This window comes from Vibrio sp. KUL78, from assembly GCF_059725505.1.
Window position 1 is genome coordinate 1,379,970 of the sequence record NZ_AP045837.1, and the last position, 17,652, is coordinate 1,397,621.

Consider the following 17,652-nt stretch of genomic DNA (forward strand, 5'->3'; position numbering starts at 1 on the left):
AAGCGCTCTCATCATGAGAGCGCTTTTTTAATGTGTCGCTAAGCGTTTTTAAACCTAACTCCAATGCTAACCTGCTGCAGAAATATCATACTTCTTCATCTTATGATTCAGAGTACTTAACGGCAGTGACAGCTGCTCAGCTGCACGTTTGGTATGCCAATTACATTCACGAAGACAATCAATGATCACCGTGCGTTCATATTCTCCCACGGCTTCTTTAAGCCCCTTAGAGACGTCTTCTATGGATGGTTCACTCGAAGGCGTAGATACGCTCACAGATGACTCAGTAATCTGAGTCGGCTGCTGAACTACTTGCTCAGGAACCTGTTCACCAAATTCAATTGTTGATAAGGTTTCAAAGTCAGAGAGGAGTACCGAGCGTTCGATGATGTTTTTCAGTTCTCGAACGTTTCCTGGATATGGGTAGTCGAGTAACTGTTTTCGAACATGGGCACTGATGGATAGAGACTGGGGCAGCCCAAGCTTTTTGGAGGCTAGTTGAACAAAATGCTCTGCCAGAGGGAGTATATCGTCTCGCCTTGTGCGTAATGGAGGAAGCGTAATTGGGAACACATTGAGTCGATAGAACAAATCCGCTCGGAATCGTCCTTCTTGAATTTGCCCCATCAGATTACAGTGTGTAGCGGCAATGACGCGCACGTCCACTTCTATCTCTTTACTCGCGCCTACCGGGCGAACTTTACGCTCTTGCAGTACACGCAGTAACTTTGCCTGCAATAACATTGGCATATCACCAATTTCGTCTAGAAACAAAGTGCCACCATTGGCAGCTTCAAAGAGTCCAACTTTGTCTTTATCTGCACCAGTAAACGAGCCTTTTTTATGGCCGAATAACTCTGATTCTAATAGCTGCTCCGGTATTGCGGCGCAGTTTTGCACGACGAGTGGAGCCTTAGAGCGATTAGAGTTTTCATGGATATACTTAGCCATGACCTCTTTACCCGTACCAGTTTCTCCCCTCAGTAATACGTCGACAGGGAGGGACAGCACTCTATCTAAACGTTCGAAAACACTCAGCATCTCACTGCTGATTGCGATAGGCTCTGATGAAGACTTGCGTTTAGACTTTGTTGATAGTTTCACTGACGGTTTTTTCAGCTGATTATCGTCACTTAGGTTCTCGATCACTTGACCATATTGCTCTAACCAGATTGCTTGTCGTATGTGGCTTGCTGCCATTCGACAAAACTCCGTCAAAGCCGCTTCATTATCGATCACACTGAGATCGAGCAGAACTAAGAGTCCAATTGTATTGCCTGATTCATCAACCAACGGCCAAGCCAACAGATTTTGACTGGTGAGACCGAGAGTTTGTTCTGCTTGATAGATGTTTTCGCAGTCGTAGCCGTTGTACTTATATAGCTCGTTAATCAATACCACTTCACCATTGTGAACAGCGAAGTTGAAAGGATCGGACTCGCTCGCGGAATCGATCTCGATAGGCGTCCACGGATGCTCCTTTGCGATCTTGTCATTATGGTAGGCGCAAGTGGGTAGCAAGGTCTCTCCGGTCTGATCAAGAACATAAATGATGCCATGGCGAGCCATCGTCATTTGTTTTGCCGCAGTAAGCACGGCTTCTAATGTCTGAGTCAACTGATTGCGATCAGCCAATGACTGACTGATCGCGAGTAACGCATTGCCCAGCTCGCTATGGTTAGCTGAACTCATAGGACAGTGTACCTTGTTCATCGACGTCAACAGCGATAGTGGTATGAGCATCGTCTTTGTCATGAACCAATAGCTGAGTGGAAAGCTGAGGAAGCAATTGGCGGTTAATCACAGCATCAATGTTACGTGCGCCAGTTTCGGCGAGACGGCAGTTTCCTAAAACAAACTCAACCAAGTTCTCTTGGTATGACAGCGACAATTTATGATGGCTCTTGAGGCGCTTTGAGACCTTGCCGAGTTTATGGTGAATAATATCGGTCATAGCATCATCCGAGAGTGGCATAAATGGCAGTACCGACATGCGAGCGAGCAGAGCAGGCTTGAAATGCTGATTTAGCGTTGGTCTGATGGCTTCCGCAACGATGTTCGCATCGATGTCCTTTGATTGTTGAGCTAGAGATTCGATTTCATGCGTAGCAAGGTTGCTAGTCATGATGATCAGCGTGTTTTTGAAATCAATTGTACGACCTTCACCGTCGTTAAGCGTGCCTTTATCGAACACTTGATAAAACAGATTCAGCACTTCTGGGTCGGCTTTTTCAACTTCATCAAGTAGGACGACCGAGTAAGGTCTTTGACGCACTGCTTCGGTTAACATTCCACCTTCACCGTAACCTACGTAGCCTGGTGGCGAGCCAATTAGACGTGACACAGTGTGCTTTTCTTGAAACTCTGACATGTTAATTGTGGTCATAAAGCGTTCGCCACCAAACATTTGATCGGCGATAGCACGTGCGGTTTCGGTTTTACCAACCCCACTTGGACCTACCAAAAGGAACACGCCAGTAGGTGCTTCTGGGTTGCCTAGACCAGCTTTGGCAGTTTGAATACCCTCAGAAAGCGCCTCAATGGCAAACTCTTGACCTTTAATGTTGTCGTTGAGGCTTTGCTTTAGCGACAATGTAGTTTCTGCCTCATCTTGCAGCATCTTGCCCATCGGAATACCTGTCCAATCAGAGATCACGTGGCTTACCTCGTCTGGGCCGACTTCGTAATGGACAAGTGGGTTGCCATCTCTTACAGCGTCTAGAAGCTCTTGGCAGGCAGCGATCGCTATACGAACTTGCTCCTCGTCCATTTCTTGGTAAGGATTGATGACCTCATCGGTATTCTCGTTTTCAGGTGTTGCTTGAGCTTCTTCGTGGCTTTCATCCGTCCCCTCGACTAACTCGTGCAGACGCGTACGAAGGGCAATCATTTCTTCAATGTGATTGCACTCTTTTTGCCACTGCGTATCGAGGACCTTAAGATCTTCTTTAGTGACTTCCATAGATTGTTTTAAATCCGGAATTGTCGCTAAGCTGTGCTTGTCACCGGTTTGCTGCAACGCGTCACGCTCTAATGCATCCAGTTCTCTTTGCTGGGCTGCGAGTGTTTGGCGCAGTGTTTCAATAGGTGCTGGCACGGCGTTCAGACTGATATTGACTCGAGCACAAGCGGTATCGAGTACGTCTATCGCTTTATCAGGAAGTTGACGACCAGAGATATAGCGTGCTGAGAGTGCGGCCGCTGCAGTGATAGCATCGTCTCTCACATAAACGTTATGAGACTTTTCATAAGCTGGACGCAAGCCACGAATAATGAGCGCAGCCTGTTCTGGTGACGGTTCGTCGAGCTTCACCAGTTGGAAGCGTCGAGCGAGCGCTGGATCTTTCTCAAAGTACTTCTTGTATTCGCTCCAAGTTGTAGCGGCTATTGTTTTCACTTCTCCACGAGCGAGTGCTGGTTTTAGTAGATTTGCTGCATCGCTACCACCTGCCTGATTTCCACCACCAACGAGAGTGTGGGCTTCGTCAATGAACAGAATGATCGGAGTAGGAGAGCTCTTCACCTCCTCTAAAACTGCATTGAGACGTTTCTCAAATTCACCTTTTACACTTGCTCCGGCCTGCAACAAGCCCATATCTAAGCCGTAAAGCTCAACGCCTTTTAGATTATCCGGGACCTCTCCTTGTACAATTTTAAGTGCTAAACCTTCGACAACTGCGGTCTTGCCGACACCCGGCTCGCCGACTGCAATCGGGTTGTTTTTACGGCGGCGCGCGAGAATATCGACGATTTGGCGTATCTCATGGTCACGACAAAACACAGGATCAATCTCGCCATTTCGGGCTTTACCAGTGAAATCAGTTGTAAACTGACTGAGCGCTGAACCTGCTTCGCGGGCTTCTGTTTTTTCAGAGGATGCAACCTGTGCTTCGATTGAGTGGCTAGTAAGGTCGGTGAAGTTACGTTTTAGACTGTCTGGACTGACGCTACTAAGAAGCTCTGCATAGCCATGTTGTCCATAGCGTAGCGGGTTGCTAACTAAGGTGAGTAGTAGGGAACCAGAACGAATTTGCGTTTCTGAAAGATCGAGTGATGATACCAGCCAACTTTCTTGCAACCACTCAATCAATAAAGCAGAAAACACAGGTTTGCTTCCGTTACCTCTTGAGTCACTATCAAGGCAAGAACGAACGGACTGTCTTAATAGATTCTCCGAACAATCAAAATGACTTAATAACACGTCAAAATCACTATTTGGTCGTTCCAATAGACTTAACAAATAATGCTCAATTTGAACTTCTATTGCTTTTTCTGCCACTGCAAGTGCAGCTGCATCTTCTAAAGCCGTTTTTGCTAGAGGGTGAAGACGCTGTATTAATGAAGAAAGGTTTATATTTATCATCTATCTGCTTTTTAGTTATTGAGAAAGTTGGAGGCTATTATACTAAAATTGAATATTTCCTTTCTGAATGGCGATATTTTGACAGGCAGAATTTGGTCGTTTTTTATTGTTATTTCTTGATTGTGAATAATCGAAGTTTGCTAAAATTAGTGCTTATGAATTAAGTGATGGTTATTGTGTCTTTTAGTGTGTTCATATCGCATTAATTTGAGCGGTTTTTATTGGTGATTTTAACTTTATAAAGAGTGAACAATTTATTAATATGCTTTGGCAACAACTTGGATTATCTAACAATAACTTGTAGCTGATAATAGTGTAGATTGGTCTTGGTCCATACTAACTACCTGATAAATAAAGACAATAAATCTTGGCATGATGATTGTATATATGTAATCAGTCGCGGTGATAAGCGATTTGGTTAATTAATACGATTAGATTTAAGAGAAAAGGAAATAACAATGCCAACTCCAGCATATATGTCAATTGAAGGCGAAACTCAGGGTCAAATTACTAAAGACACTTACTCTGCGGACTCAGTAGGTAACACATGGCAAGAAGCTCACGTAGATGAGTTTCTAGTTCAAGAACTTGATCACGTACTAACTATTCCTCGTGATCCACAAAGTGGTCAACCAACAGGCCAGCGTGTACACAAGCCAGTCGTTGTTACTAAGGTTCAAGACCGTTGTTCTCCACTTTTATTCAACGCACTTGTATCGGGTGAGAAACTTCCAGAGTGTGTGATTCGTTTTTACCGCACTTCTGTTCAAGGTAAACAAGAGCACTACTACTCAATCAAGCTTATCGACGCACTATTGGTAGATATGCAAACTCGCATGAGTCACTGCCAAGATGCAGCAACGTCTGATCGCGTGACAGAAGAAGTTCTTAAGTTCACTTACCGTGCAATTGAAGTGACCCACGAAAACTGTGGTACTGCGGGTAACGATGACTGGCGTACGCCTCGCGAAGCTTAATGGCTTAACGCGAAACAATCTAGGGCCAACCTCTGTTGGCCCTTACTCTATTATTAGTATCAGGTGAGAGATATGGTGAATGACGTAGAATTTAAGTTTGAAGTGCCAGGATGCGGTCACGAGTTTAGGGTGGAAAGTTTCCAAGTCACAGAAGAGCTTTCAAAGCCATTTCAAATCACATTATCATTGCTTTCACTTGAACCTAATGTAACAACAGAATCGCTTATTCGTAAGGCAGGGCATCTTTCCCTTTATGGTCAAGGTGTGGCGACAGCACGGCATTTTAGCGGTGTTGTTAACGAAGTTCGTTATCTGGGAACTGGACGTCGTTTTTCACGCTATCAGCTCATATTGGTTCCTCAATGTTGGTTTTTATCGCAGCGTCAGGACTGTCGAATTTTCCAGCAAAAATCTGCACAAGACATCGTCACTGAGGTGCTCGATGATGCTGCAGTGACAGATTATCGTTTTGAGCTATCCGGCAACTATCCTGCTAAAGATTACGTACTTCAATACCGAGAAACGGACTTACATTTTGTCCAGCGAATGCTTGCTGAGCATGGGATGTGGTATTACTTCGAACATACCGAAACAAATCACACCATGGTCATCGTTGATAGTAACGATGCGATTGCTCCACTTGTTAGTACTCCTCTAAACGCCTCTTATATTGGCCCTATTGTCTATCATGCTAATGGCGGTGGGGTACCAGATAGGGAGCATATCAGCGATTTAGAGTTAGTAGACCGTGTGCGCACAGGACAAGTCACCTACACAGACTACAACTACGAGCAGCCCAAGATTCCACAAGAGATGACTAGTACTGGTGATCTGGATAATGACTTGAAGCTGTTTGATTATCCTGGACGCTATGTCGACCCTGCAATGGGGCAGGTTCGAACAAAAGAATGGATGTCAGAGCATATTGTCGATAACCAGTATGTGGAAGCATCAAGTGATGTAATGCGCCTTGCTTCGGGGTACAGCTTCAATATCGGCGAGCACCCAAGATCTAAAATAAATCGTGAGTACATCATGTTGTCCGTTATGCACAGCGGCAGCGATCCTCAAGTTCATGAGGACGAAGCTGGTGGGCAAGCGACGACCTATCATAACCAATTCATATGTATCTCCAGAGAAGTGGAGTATCGAGCCCCTAAACTCGCGGCCCCTGTTGTTGATGGCCCTCAAACAGCCGTCGTTGTCGGGCCGGCTGGCGAAGAGATCTATACGGATAAATTAGGTCGCATTAAGGTGCAATTTCATTGGGATCGATATGGTGGTAATGATGAACATTCAAGCTGTTGGATCAGGGTAAGTCAATCAATGGCAGCGCCTACGTGGGGTGCGGTTTATTTGCCAAGAATAGGCCATGAAGTCGTCGTCACTTTCTTAGAAGGCGACCCAGATCGACCATTGGTTACAGGAGCGGTATATAACGGACTTCATTTCCCTCCATACTCATTGCCAGAGAACAAAACGCGCACCACGTTTCGTACGCAAACGCACAAGGGAACCGGCTATAACGAGTTGAGCTTTGAAGACGAAGCGGATCAGGAAGAGGTTTATATTCACGCTCAAAAGGACATGTCGACAAAGGTTCTTAACAATCGTTTCCGAGACATTGGGCAAGACGAGTTTCTCAAAGTTGCTCGCCATCAAACCAATGAAATTCATGGCGATCACAAAGAGACAATTGACGGGCACAAGACAACACAGGTCAACAGTACCTTTACAGAAACGGTGGAGCAAGATGTCACGGTTACCTACAACGCCAACGAAACTCAGTTCGTTAAGAACAATGCTGAGCTGGAAATTGGTGATAACAGAACGACTAAGATTGGCAAAAATGATGACCTTGATGTCGGTGAAAACAGCAACCTGACTGTAGGGGCGTCGAAAAACTCAGATATTGGGGCGGATGATAATCAAACAGTCGGCGGTAATCTAACGGTATCGGTGAATGGGAATACTTCATACAAAGCGGATGGGGCGACGCAGATAGTTAGTGGCGACAAGATCGTACTTAAAACTGGCGGTTCTTCGTTAGTGATGACGAGTGATGGTTCAATCAAGCTTTCTGGCTCTTCTATTACCATCGAGGGTAGCGATAAAGTCGTCGTGAAGGGCGGTAATGTGGCGATAAATTAACAATGAACAAGTCTGAATTAAATGATCGATTAGTCGTGGAAATGCAAGCCGAAACATCGGCTTGCTTTTCGCGTTTTGGGACCATAGTGGCTATTGGGGAGTCTAATGTCACGGTGAGAGTCAACTTTGATGGTAATCCCTTTCAGTCTCCGATTTCTGCTCGACTTGGTCGAAGTTTTCGCCGTTCAGAAATCGAACTGGCCATTGACAATAAGTTGTCGTGTCGAATTGATTTTATAAACGGTGATGTCAGTTTACCCATTGTCACCGATATATTTTTCTCGTTGCTCGACGACAATGACTCAATGACATTGCGAGCTAAACGGCTAGTGATAGAAGCTGAAGAAGAATTAGTTATCAAAAGTGGTGAGACACAAACGCGTCTCAGCGGTAGAGACGGACGAGTAACGACCAAAGGGAAATATGTGACGTCTCAGGCTGAAAAAGCTCAAAAAATACAGGGCGGCACAATAGCCATTAACTAGTGCTATCTCTGTGTTCAATTATTACGAGTTAAAGAGTTAAAGAGTTAAAGAGTTAAAGAGTTAAAGAGTTAAGGTAGTTCATGCAACGAAGAGTGGGTATCGAAGATCTCAACACAGCAATCGACATAGCGCTGATTTTTGCGGCACAAGATAAGGTTCAGCAACAAGTCAAACAACTTACTAAGCTCTCGGCGAATTGGATAGCGTTTAGTGAAGAGAAACTGATGCTGAGCTCAGAGTCGCTGCTGTTTTTGTTACGTCAACGCCAGAGCATTTTTTTGCGTGGCTTTCCAAGTAGCGATAACGAATATTTAGCGCTAATTGAGAGACAAATGGGTGAACTAAAACGTGTCTATATCGCTTTTTACAACCTCCATCCAGGGCTCATCCACCGTCTAAGTAGTGAGCAACCAGAGGTATACATTTGGCTTATGTTACAAGTCGAGTTTTCTAATGAGACAAGCAATTTATTAAGTGCTTTGTCCTTGTTAGATAAAGTCTCTGTTGAGATGGCTTCGATGCTAACCATTCAGAGTCGAGTCCAAGGTTTGGATGTGCTGTTGGCGAAAATGATTGATGGTGATTGTCCGTTAAAAGCGCAATATCTAGTGTCGCTTAATCACCGGCAGACGTTAAGTGTTGCACTGTGTAAGCATTGGCTCAGGAAGGAGAGGCTCTCTCCGGATTTGCTTAACCCAATACTCGCGATGCAGCAGGTAGAGGAAGCGACTGAGTGGCTTAATACTCAAGTTACTGACTCGTTTTTATTCGAGTGCATTATGACAAAACACGATCGCGGCACTTGGTTTAGGAAGCAGTTCGGCATAGAAATTAGTGATATTTCTTCAGGTGAAGTCGTTACATTCGGAAAGCTGCTTGAGCTGCCGGAGTTTGAACCTTGGAATCTGTCATCTAAAAATGCACATATCGACTTTGTATTGGGCGGCAATACCAACCTTGTTCCAAGCATAGTGGAACAGTTGCTCTCTATTGACGAAATAGAAGGTGAACGCTGGATTCAAGCCTTACACGCGGTATATGGCCCTAAGTTACCGATACTTCCTTCAGAAGTTGGCGTCGACAAAGAATGGGAAGAAGTGGTCGATATTCTCGAAGAGTGGGTTGAAGACGAGAGGCACATCACTCCATATCCTCTTCGAGTGGGCAAAGCACTTAGCTTTGAATCAACGCTCAGCGCGATGCGTAACCCAGATGTGTCCGCGTTATTGCGAGTATGGTTGTGGCGACACCTTTGCGCGCATTCACGGGCTTTCATTCCATGGGCTCCAATGATGTCAGCTCATCAACAAGAGTGGAACTTCAACAAGCTTGCTTCTACCCCGTCTGCCATCGAACGATTTAATATGAGGAGTCAAAATGCAGTTGTGGGATATTGAATCGGATCAAGGCCTATCTCTTAAAGGACGCTTCCAACGAGACGCAGATGGTAACGAGGTTTGGGTCGTTATTGGTAAACGGTCATGGCGTTGGATAGAGGGGGGCGTGGTTTGAGCTTGAAGAAAGTGAGGTTTTCGATGACCCGCTATACATAGGTGAGCCAGGGCTCTCTGCGATGAAAACCGATCATGAATTCGCTTACTTTAAAGCCAATACCGACGTTCTAGTGTTTGGTAAAGCTCGCAGCTATGCCAAGAAGCCAACTACGCAACATGAGTGCCGAGTGTTGCTTGATGGTCATATCGACAAGACACTCAAAATTATGGGCGAGAGAGTCTGGGTAGAGCATGGAGGAGTGGTGACGGTAAGTCGTCCCATTGAGTTTATAGAACGAGAGATTGACTACAGTAACGCCGTGGGGGGAGATGAGCGAAATCGAATCGGTGGCGGTGTTGCAAAGTCGAACGCAGTACTTGTATCTCAAGTGGTCCCCTCAGTTTTCTATCCAAAAGAAGATTGGACGCCAGCGACAAATAAGATTCGAGTCGCAGGTTTTGGACCTATTCCTCCGTTTTTTGATGAAAGAAGGCGCTATGCGGGTACATTTGATGAAAATTGGGTAGAGACCAGAAAGCCAATGTTGCCTTTTGATTTTGATGTGGCGTTTAACCAAAGTGCGCCAAAAGATCAGCAGTGCAATGGGTACTTATTAGGGGGAGAGCGCATCGTATTGAGTGGGTTTTGTCATGATGAAACACTCGCGTTTCGTATCCCTTCATCCATATACACCGCCGTTGCCCATTTTGGCAAGCACATGCGGAAGGAAACCATGAGTATTTATACCTTGTTTATTGATACCGAAACAAAGACTCTGTCGCTTAGCTACAACGCTTCGTTTCCATGCCAAGGTGAAGAACACACACTGACCAAAACACGTATAGAAGTAACCGAAGTGGAGCGCACAGATGCTTAATTCAAAGGGGCGATATGTGTTAGGCGTAGAGGCGGTGACACCTGCTGGAATGAACGTTGAAATATCCACTGCGGTCGCCTCCGCAAATGTAGCAAAGTTTAGTCAGCAGGAGATAGCTGGTGGGCTCGATCGTTACCCCTATGCTCATATCGAGTATATCAATGGTTCCTCACCCTTGCAGCGTCACTGTGAAATGCTCAGTATTGTGCTCGATTCATTGCTTGCACAGCTACCAAGGATGCTCAAACCGGTCCCTTTGCTTTTGAACATACCGAGTTATCTTGATACCTCTCAGGTTCAGGCATGGCTAGATGACAGCGATTATGGCCCGCTCATTTTGGTGTCAGAGATAGTCACAATGCCGGGCCCCCAACTAGTAGGCAAGATGACCGAAATGCTGGACGGCTATGATGCGATAATGTGCGTTGCGACTGATTCGCTTTATGAGATACGCGATGACTTAGTGCATATGAGTAAAGTTATGAGCTCGGATAATCCATGGGGCGTGATTCCCAGTGAGGGTGCCGCGGGTGTCACTCTGTGTCGAAGTAGTACGGTTGATACTCTCAAACTTAGCCCATTAGCTAAGTTGGGCTATTTGGATATTGAAAGCCAAGCAGCAAGTGCGCGAGCAATGTATGGTTTAGTTCAAAAAGCGAGCAAACAGATTGAGTCCTTTGGTGAGGTCTATACCGATATGACGAATCTTCGCAATCACACGGAGGATTATGGGTTTGCTTTGGGTGCTAAAGCAGAACGTTTCACCAATCCTCAACAACCAAAAAGAATCAACGATTTGTGGGGAACATTAGGTAGCTGCTCTTCACTTGCTTTAATCAGCTATGCGACGAAAACGCATAGTTTTAATAATCCGATATCGCTTCTCACGTTTGATGTTGACGGTGCAGTTGGACTGTTGCAGCTTCAAGCTGCAACACTTTAAATTACCCAAAGTTTATTATTAATAGTTCTGTAATTGACTAAGCTCGCACGACGAATTATTACGCTATTACTAAATAAGTCGCCCAACTCGAATCAAAATAAAAATACGACCCAAGTCACACATGAATATAGAGATGAAAATGTGACGTGAAATTTTGTTAGTTAAAGCGAAACGTAAAGCAACCCGTTAGTTAGTAATAATCACTAAACTAATAGCGTTAGTGTTCGTTTTCATTACCAGCCTTGAACTGAAGTCACACAAAACAATATTATCAGCGCCTAGTTATATTGGTATGGTGAAAGAGTTAGAAGTGTCTGATAATCAAGGGTCAAACCAAGGATTTATTGATCAGCTGGTTGTTAAAGCTATTGAAAAGCGAAAAATTACAGCGCAGCAAACGTCAAGCAGAAATAAGCTTAAGCTAGAGTACGTTTTATTCTCGCAGTTTGACGTGCTAGATACTTTGCCCTCCAAGAACGGCCGAGCAACTATTTATCACCTCGCTAAAAAAGATGAACCTGAGAAGCAGCTCTGTTGTAAGGTCATCAATGAGGATGCGCCCGATTTCGCCAACAATATGTTGATTGACGAAGCAAGCAGATTAGAACTCTCTCAGCACCCTAGCGTCGCTAACTTTATTAAAATTGGTACAGAGTTTGAACGCCCATATTTAATGTATGAATGGGTTGTGGGTGAGACGGTTGCAGACAAGATGCAGCGCCACTCAAACAAGGGTTTTCGCCATGACCATATAGCGTGGTTGGTATATCAACTTGCAGGTGCATTAGAGTTTATGCATACGCGAGGCGTATGCCATCTAGACATTAAACCAGCTAACGTACTTGTCAGTGAAGGTGACTACGTCAAACTGATAGATTTCGGTGCATCAAGATATATTGGTGAAGCAGAACGTTACGCAGAAGCTAGCTTGAACTACGCCTCTCCTAATTTTATTGAAAGCGGCATCGCGGAACCTCAAGATGACGTCTATTCATTAGCTCTATTAACAGGACATCTATTCCTAGGTTCGATATTTGGTGATTCTTGGCATAAGCAATTAAAGGGCAGGAAGAGATCGTCTTTAATTCCTAGTCATGTTTGGAAACTCATCAAAGAGGTTGTGAATAAACCAAGAGGTCATGGCTTTACGGCTATTTCCTTTGCCCAACAACTCGCGAGAATTAATACTAGCGCGATCGATTCACAATCTAGTGCGCCAATTTTTAGCAATTTACGTAACGCTGATTTGGTTCTTACTCATTGTCGGCCACAAGAAAGAGCCGGTTTAAAGCGATTTAAGGTATTAGAACTGACTCTAGCCATCTGTGTTGCCGTGACCTCTGGCTTTTATATCTATCAGCAAAGCCAACCAAAATGGCAATCAATTGTTGCAACAGACGTTGCACCGGCGGATATGGTCAGCTCTATAAAACCTGCGCAGACCGCATCCTTTCTCAGTCTACCTCCATGGGATATTGAGTTTGCGCTTAACGATATGGAAAAAGATGTAGTCAGCACCGCCCCTTATCGAGAAGCTTATGAAGTTCAGCAACTGAAACTTGCAGATCTCTATCAAGAAAATCAATCCAATGTTGCAGCTTATCAAGGCCTAGCGGATGAATTACCAACCTCAGTTTTAGAGGTTAGGAATGAGCTCATTGAATTAAGGCAGAAGCTAATCTCGGATGGTGCACTTTTTCCTTATGCAGACAAAACACTGACTTCAGCGATGGCTGCACTCAATAGAGCCGCCGCCGACTCTTACAAGTTATCTACGGTCACAGGTTCGAAGGCACAGCACTTAGCTCAACTTATTCTGAGTGGAGAATCAAAACAAGCGGACCAAGAGCTTAAAGAAGTTTGGTTACTCAACCAGTCAAAAGCGTACTTCTATAGCCAGGTATTGCCAAAGCGCGTGATGGAACAAATTGACGAGTCTATCGCCGAAAACACCAAAGCTCATTATTACAGTAAAGCAATTTCCAAAGCCGAAGCGGCAACTCAGTTCTTTGGACAAACTCCTGAGCTCGCTAAAAAAATTCGTGACCTAAAGGTCGCCCGAAGTGAATTTATTTTGTTTAGCACGGTGACTGAGAAATCTATTTTCGGCAAAAAGAAGTTGCATGACTCTTTGGCGGAGTTGGAGCATAACGCGCCTGGAAAGTTCAGTGAAATTACTGACCTTTTAGGAAATATGGCAACTGATTCAATCGATAAAAGCCACCAAAAATCGATGCCGGCTCGCGGTGCTATTGCAGTCGAGCGAGCGCTCAAAGACTACTTAACGGAGAGTCGAGGTTAACATGTCAATTGTCGATTTAGATAAGCTTTTGTCACCTATCTCGGACGGCTGTCCTTGCGGAGAAGACGCTCGTTATGAGTTCTGCTACGAAATGATGGAAGCTGAAGTAAAGAAGTTTGGTTCTCTATTTGGCGAAACGGTTGATTGGAGTGTCGTTAAAACTCATGCCATGGAGGTTCTAGAGAAGCATAGCAAGGATATTAAGGCACTGTGTTATCTCATTCGAGCGCTTACAGAAGAGTCCGGTTTAGACGGGTTTAAAAGCGGGCTCGAGTTACTTGTCGCGACACTTGAACAGTTCGGCGCTGAACTATACCCGAGACGTAAGCGTGGCAGAGATGGTGCAGTCGAGTGGATAAACCATCAGTTTAGTCTCGTTAGCCCCAAGCTGTCGGAAACACCTCAATCCTGGGAGTTGATCTCGGCTTGCGTCGATGAGGTAGGCAAAGTTCAGTCTCTGTTTGACAAGACCTTTGAAGACTCGGAAAGCGACTTTTTTGAAATAAGAACGCAGTTAAATACCTTGATGCAACAAGCCACAGCAGATAGTCAACTGCAAGAGCCAGATCCAAGAGCTGACGATAGCGAGGCGTCGGCAGAGGTTCAGCTACAAGAACCAACTGAACCTCAAACCGAAAAAAAACAGCGATTAATTGAAAAGCAGCCCCAACAGGCAAACTCGCAACCAAGTAAGTGTAATGTGCCTGCAGTTGAAGTCGATACGGACTTCACCTCTCCGGCAGCATCAAAACGTACGTTAAAAAACGTCGCTGAAGTGCTTATCAATGCTGATGCGAGTAGCGCGCTTGCTTACCGAATATACCGTCACCTTACCTGGGATGATATTGATGGCTTACCTGATCATCAGAACCAAATCACGCCACTCAGCTTGGCTGTCTCTGCTGATCAACAGGCGGATTATAAGGATAAGGCCAAGCAAGAAAGTGACATCGATACGCTAAAGAAGCTAGAGAGAACGCTGACGGACGCGCCATTCTGGCTTACCGGGCATTTCTACGTTTACTCCATGTTGAATAACTTAGGTTTTGCTGATGCAGCGCATGCCGTAAAGCATGAGGTCAGACAATTTATTCATGCGTTTGATGGACTTGAAACACTCGAATTTAAGAATTCTATTCCATTTGCAGACGAAGAAACTCGTCAATGGCTCTCAGCCAAAGATGGTTTGCCTTCTAATGACGACAGTACAGTGCGAACCGTATTCGTTACTCAAGAGGACTCACTGCAAACGGAGGATATTACCCTAGATAATCTGGGGGAACACGCCGCGGAACTTGCTCGAAAACTGGAGCTGGATAGCTCAGGAAGAGGGCAGTTTGTTCTGCATTTGCAATTAATAGCAGCTTACCAGTCTGTCGGTCTGTTTCCACTGTGTTTGCCATTCCTGAAGCGAGGTTGGGAAATACAAAAGGAAGTCAATCTTGCCAGCTGGGAACCCCACTTATCTATGCAACTTGAAACCTTGATTCGCAAAACGCTGCAAGCGCTTTATGAGAACAAGGAATTATTGCCAGTTGAATACGAAGAGTGGCAAGCAATGTACGACTAGTTACAAGAGTTAAATAAGGAACTAAATATGTCACGTGATGGCTCGGTGGCTCCTAAAGAGCGAATTAATATCCGTTATGTTCCAGCGACAGGCGATGCGCAAGAAGACGTAGAGTTGCCGCTGAGCATGATGGTGGTGGGTGACTTCACTGCACGTGCAGATGAAACACCAATCGAGGAACGTACACCAATCAACATCGATAAAGACAATTTTAACGAAGTATTGGATGGCTACGCTCCGAATGTAAAGGTCAACGTCGAAAACCGTCTTACAGATGAAGAAGGTGCTCAGATTGGTGTCGATCTGACGTTCAAGGATATGAAAGACTTTTCTCCTGAGTCGATCGCCAAAAGCGTCCCAGAGCTAAATAGCCTGCTAGAGCTACGCGAGGCACTTGTAGCTCTGAAGGGGCCACTTGGAAATGTACCCGCTTTCCGTAAAAAGATTGCCGCGGTACTCCAAGACGAAGATGCGAGAAAGAAACTACTGGATGAACTAAGCATTGGTGAAGACCAAGAAGCGAAAGAAGAGTAAGGAACGACATGTCGGCAGAAGCACAAGCTCCAGAACAAGAAGCGGCTCTCGCAGAGTCAGGGTCACTTCTAGATAGCATTCTAAATGAAACACGCTTAAAGCCTAGCGATGAAGGCTTTGATGTTGCTAAACGTGGTGTAGAGGCGTTCATTGGTGAACTACTTAGTAGCTCCACGACTGAGAAGGTTGACCAATCTTTAGTTGACCTAATGATCTCTGAAATTGATCAAAAGCTTTCTAAACAGGTTGATGCCATTCTTCATAACGAGGAAGTTCAAGCGATTGAGTCTACATGGCGTGGTCTCAAGTATTTGGTTGATCACACGGACTTCCGTGAAAACATTCAAATCGAGCTGATCTCAGCGAAGAAAGATGAGGTTCTTGATGATTTCGAAGATGCACCTGAGGTTGTAAAATCAGGGCTTTATAAACAGATCTACACTCGCGAGTACGGTCAATTTGGTGGTAAACCAGTTGGGGCAGTGATATGTGACTTCCAACTGTCAGCATCATCTCCAGACATCAAGCTGATGGAATACATGGGTAACGTAGGTGCAATGTCACACGCACCGTTTATTACTTCAGCCTCGGCTAAGTTCTTTGGCGTGGACTCATATGAAGAGCTTCCGAACCTTAAAGATCTTAAATCGGTGTTTGAAGGTCCTCAGTACACCAAATGGCGTGGTTTCAGAGAGCATGAAGATGCACGTTATGTAGGTCTATGTACTTCTCGCTTCATGCTTCGTACTCCATATTCGGTTGAAGACAACCCAATTAAGGCGTTCGATTACGATGAGCAGGTGACAGATAGCCACAGCAATTACCTATGGGGTAATTCGGCCTATGCGATGGCATCGAAAATTAGCGAATCATTTGCTAAGTATCGTTGGTGCCCGAACATCATTGGTCCACAAAGTGGCGGTGCTGTATTTGATTTACCTGTTTACAACTTTGAGTCAATGGGTCAAATCGAAACCAAGATTCCAACGGAAATCTTGGTTTCAGATCGCCGTGAGTACGAACTTGCAGAGGAAGGTTTTATCGCACTAACCATGCGCAAAGGTTCTGATAATGCAGCTTTCTTCTCTGCAAACTCGGTTCAAAAACCAAAAGTGTTTGCCAATACACCGGAAGGTAAGCAAGCAGAAATGAACTATAAGTTGGGTACTCAGCTGCCTTATATGTTCATTATTAACCGTTTAGCACACTACATTAAAGTGCTGCAACGTGAGCAAATCGGCTCATGGAAAGAGCGGTCTGACCTAGAGATTGAGCTTAACAAGTGGATCCGACAGTACGTTTCTGACCAAGAGAATCCACCTGCGGAAGTTCGAGGTCGCCGTCCACTTCGAGCAGCCAAAGTAGAAGTGTCAGATGTTGAAGGCGATCCAGGTTGGTATAAAGTCGCAATGTCTGTCCGTCCTCACTTCAAATACATGGGCGCAAGCTTTGACTTATCTCTGGTTGGCAAACTAGACCAATAACTCAATATCGATAAGACCAAGCAGCCAGTGCAAATTGGCTGCTTTTTTCTTGGATTTACCTATGGAAAAAGGATATCGGTTACTAGAGCGAATTGAGCTAGGGGAGCCGAAGAACAGCTATGAAAAGGTGGTGTCGCACAAACATTTGATTGAGTCTATCCACCTTCATTTAGCTGATTTACTCAACACACACTCTGGTAACGCCATGATTGATAATGATTATGGTCTGCCGGATTTTAATGACGTTCTCGCAAACAATACGAACTTGGTGCGTCATATTCAAAAGAACATCTCTTCAACGATTGAGCAATTTGAACCAAGAATGCTCAACGTCGAGGTTCACTACAAAGAAGATCATCACAACCCACTCCAATTAAGCTTCGCCATTTGCGGTGAGGTATCTCATAACGGTGGGAAAGTCCCCATGTCGATAGATGTGTTTATGGGAACAGATGGCCAATTTAACGTTTAG

The 17,652-nt window shown here is 44.9% G+C and carries 12 protein-coding genes and 1 pseudogene; 11 read left to right on the forward strand and 2 right to left on the reverse strand.

Features of this window, described 5'->3' with window-relative positions:
- Positions 1-66: 66 nt before the first annotated feature.
- Both AC6I8Y_RS06625 and tssH read right to left on the reverse strand, forming a co-directional pair.
- Positions 67-1,692 carry a sigma-54-dependent Fis family transcriptional regulator gene (locus tag AC6I8Y_RS06625; RefSeq protein WP_498021161.1) on the reverse strand — a complete coding sequence of 542 codons (1,626 nt, stop codon included), beginning with the start codon at positions 1,690-1,692 and terminating at the stop codon, positions 67-69.
- Positions 1,679-4,363 carry a type VI secretion system ATPase TssH gene (gene tssH / locus AC6I8Y_RS06630; RefSeq protein WP_498021163.1) on the reverse strand — a complete coding sequence of 895 codons (2,685 nt, stop codon included), beginning with the start codon at positions 4,361-4,363 and terminating at the stop codon, positions 1,679-1,681. The genes AC6I8Y_RS06625 and tssH overlap by 14 nt, the downstream gene beginning before the upstream one ends.
- Positions 4,364-4,821: 458 nt before the next feature.
- Here tssH and AC6I8Y_RS06635 point away from each other — a divergent pair, with 458 nt between their 5' ends.
- The 11 genes and pseudogenes from AC6I8Y_RS06635 (at position 4,822) to tssE (ending at position 17,652) form a co-directional block, all read left to right on the forward strand.
- Entirely contained in the window at positions 4,822-5,340 is a 519-nt protein-coding gene (locus AC6I8Y_RS06635) for an Hcp family type VI secretion system effector (RefSeq protein ID WP_042475319.1), read from the forward strand.
- Between the two features lie 72 nt (positions 5,341-5,412).
- The gene (locus tag AC6I8Y_RS06640; RefSeq protein WP_498021164.1) at positions 5,413-7,491 is read left to right on the forward strand and encodes a type VI secretion system Vgr family protein; all 2,079 of its coding nucleotides are present in this window, start codon (positions 5,413-5,415) and stop codon (positions 7,489-7,491) included.
- A 2-nt stretch (positions 7,492-7,493) separates the two neighbouring features.
- Positions 7,494-7,976, forward strand: a complete 483-nt coding sequence (locus AC6I8Y_RS06645) for a hypothetical protein (RefSeq protein WP_498021166.1) — start codon at positions 7,494-7,496, stop codon at positions 7,974-7,976.
- An 80-nt stretch (positions 7,977-8,056) separates the two neighbouring features.
- The gene (locus AC6I8Y_RS06650; RefSeq protein WP_498021168.1) at positions 8,057-9,373 is read left to right on the forward strand and encodes a hypothetical protein; all 1,317 of its coding nucleotides are present in this window, start codon (positions 8,057-8,059) and stop codon (positions 9,371-9,373) included.
- Positions 9,354-10,347 (forward strand): annotated as a pseudogene (locus tag AC6I8Y_RS06655) (DUF2169 family type VI secretion system accessory protein). Before AC6I8Y_RS06650 ends, AC6I8Y_RS06655 begins: the two are co-directional and overlap by 20 nt.
- On the forward strand, positions 10,340-11,290 hold the full coding sequence (locus AC6I8Y_RS06660) for a hypothetical protein (RefSeq protein WP_498021169.1): 951 nt from the start codon (positions 10,340-10,342) through the stop codon (positions 11,288-11,290). Before AC6I8Y_RS06655 ends, AC6I8Y_RS06660 begins: the two are co-directional and overlap by 8 nt.
- 310 nt (positions 11,291-11,600) lie before the next feature.
- Positions 11,601-13,592, forward strand: a complete 1,992-nt coding sequence (locus AC6I8Y_RS06665) for a serine/threonine protein kinase (protein WP_498021170.1) — start codon at positions 11,601-11,603, stop codon at positions 13,590-13,592.
- Position 13,593: 1 nt separating this feature from the next.
- Positions 13,594-15,162, forward strand: a complete 1,569-nt coding sequence (gene tssA / locus AC6I8Y_RS06670; RefSeq protein WP_498021171.1) for a type VI secretion system protein TssA — start codon at positions 13,594-13,596, stop codon at positions 15,160-15,162.
- 27 nt (positions 15,163-15,189) lie between these two features.
- On the forward strand, positions 15,190-15,696 hold the full coding sequence (gene tssB, locus AC6I8Y_RS06675) for a type VI secretion system contractile sheath small subunit (RefSeq protein ID WP_042475328.1): 507 nt from the start codon (positions 15,190-15,192) through the stop codon (positions 15,694-15,696).
- An 8-nt stretch (positions 15,697-15,704) separates the two neighbouring features.
- The gene (gene tssC / locus AC6I8Y_RS06680) at positions 15,705-17,180 is read left to right on the forward strand and encodes a type VI secretion system contractile sheath large subunit (protein ID WP_042475331.1); all 1,476 of its coding nucleotides are present in this window, start codon (positions 15,705-15,707) and stop codon (positions 17,178-17,180) included.
- A 61-nt stretch (positions 17,181-17,241) separates the two neighbouring features.
- A complete protein-coding gene (tssE, locus tag AC6I8Y_RS06685; RefSeq protein ID WP_042475334.1) occupies positions 17,242-17,652 on the forward strand; it encodes a type VI secretion system baseplate subunit TssE in 411 nt (136 codons plus the stop codon).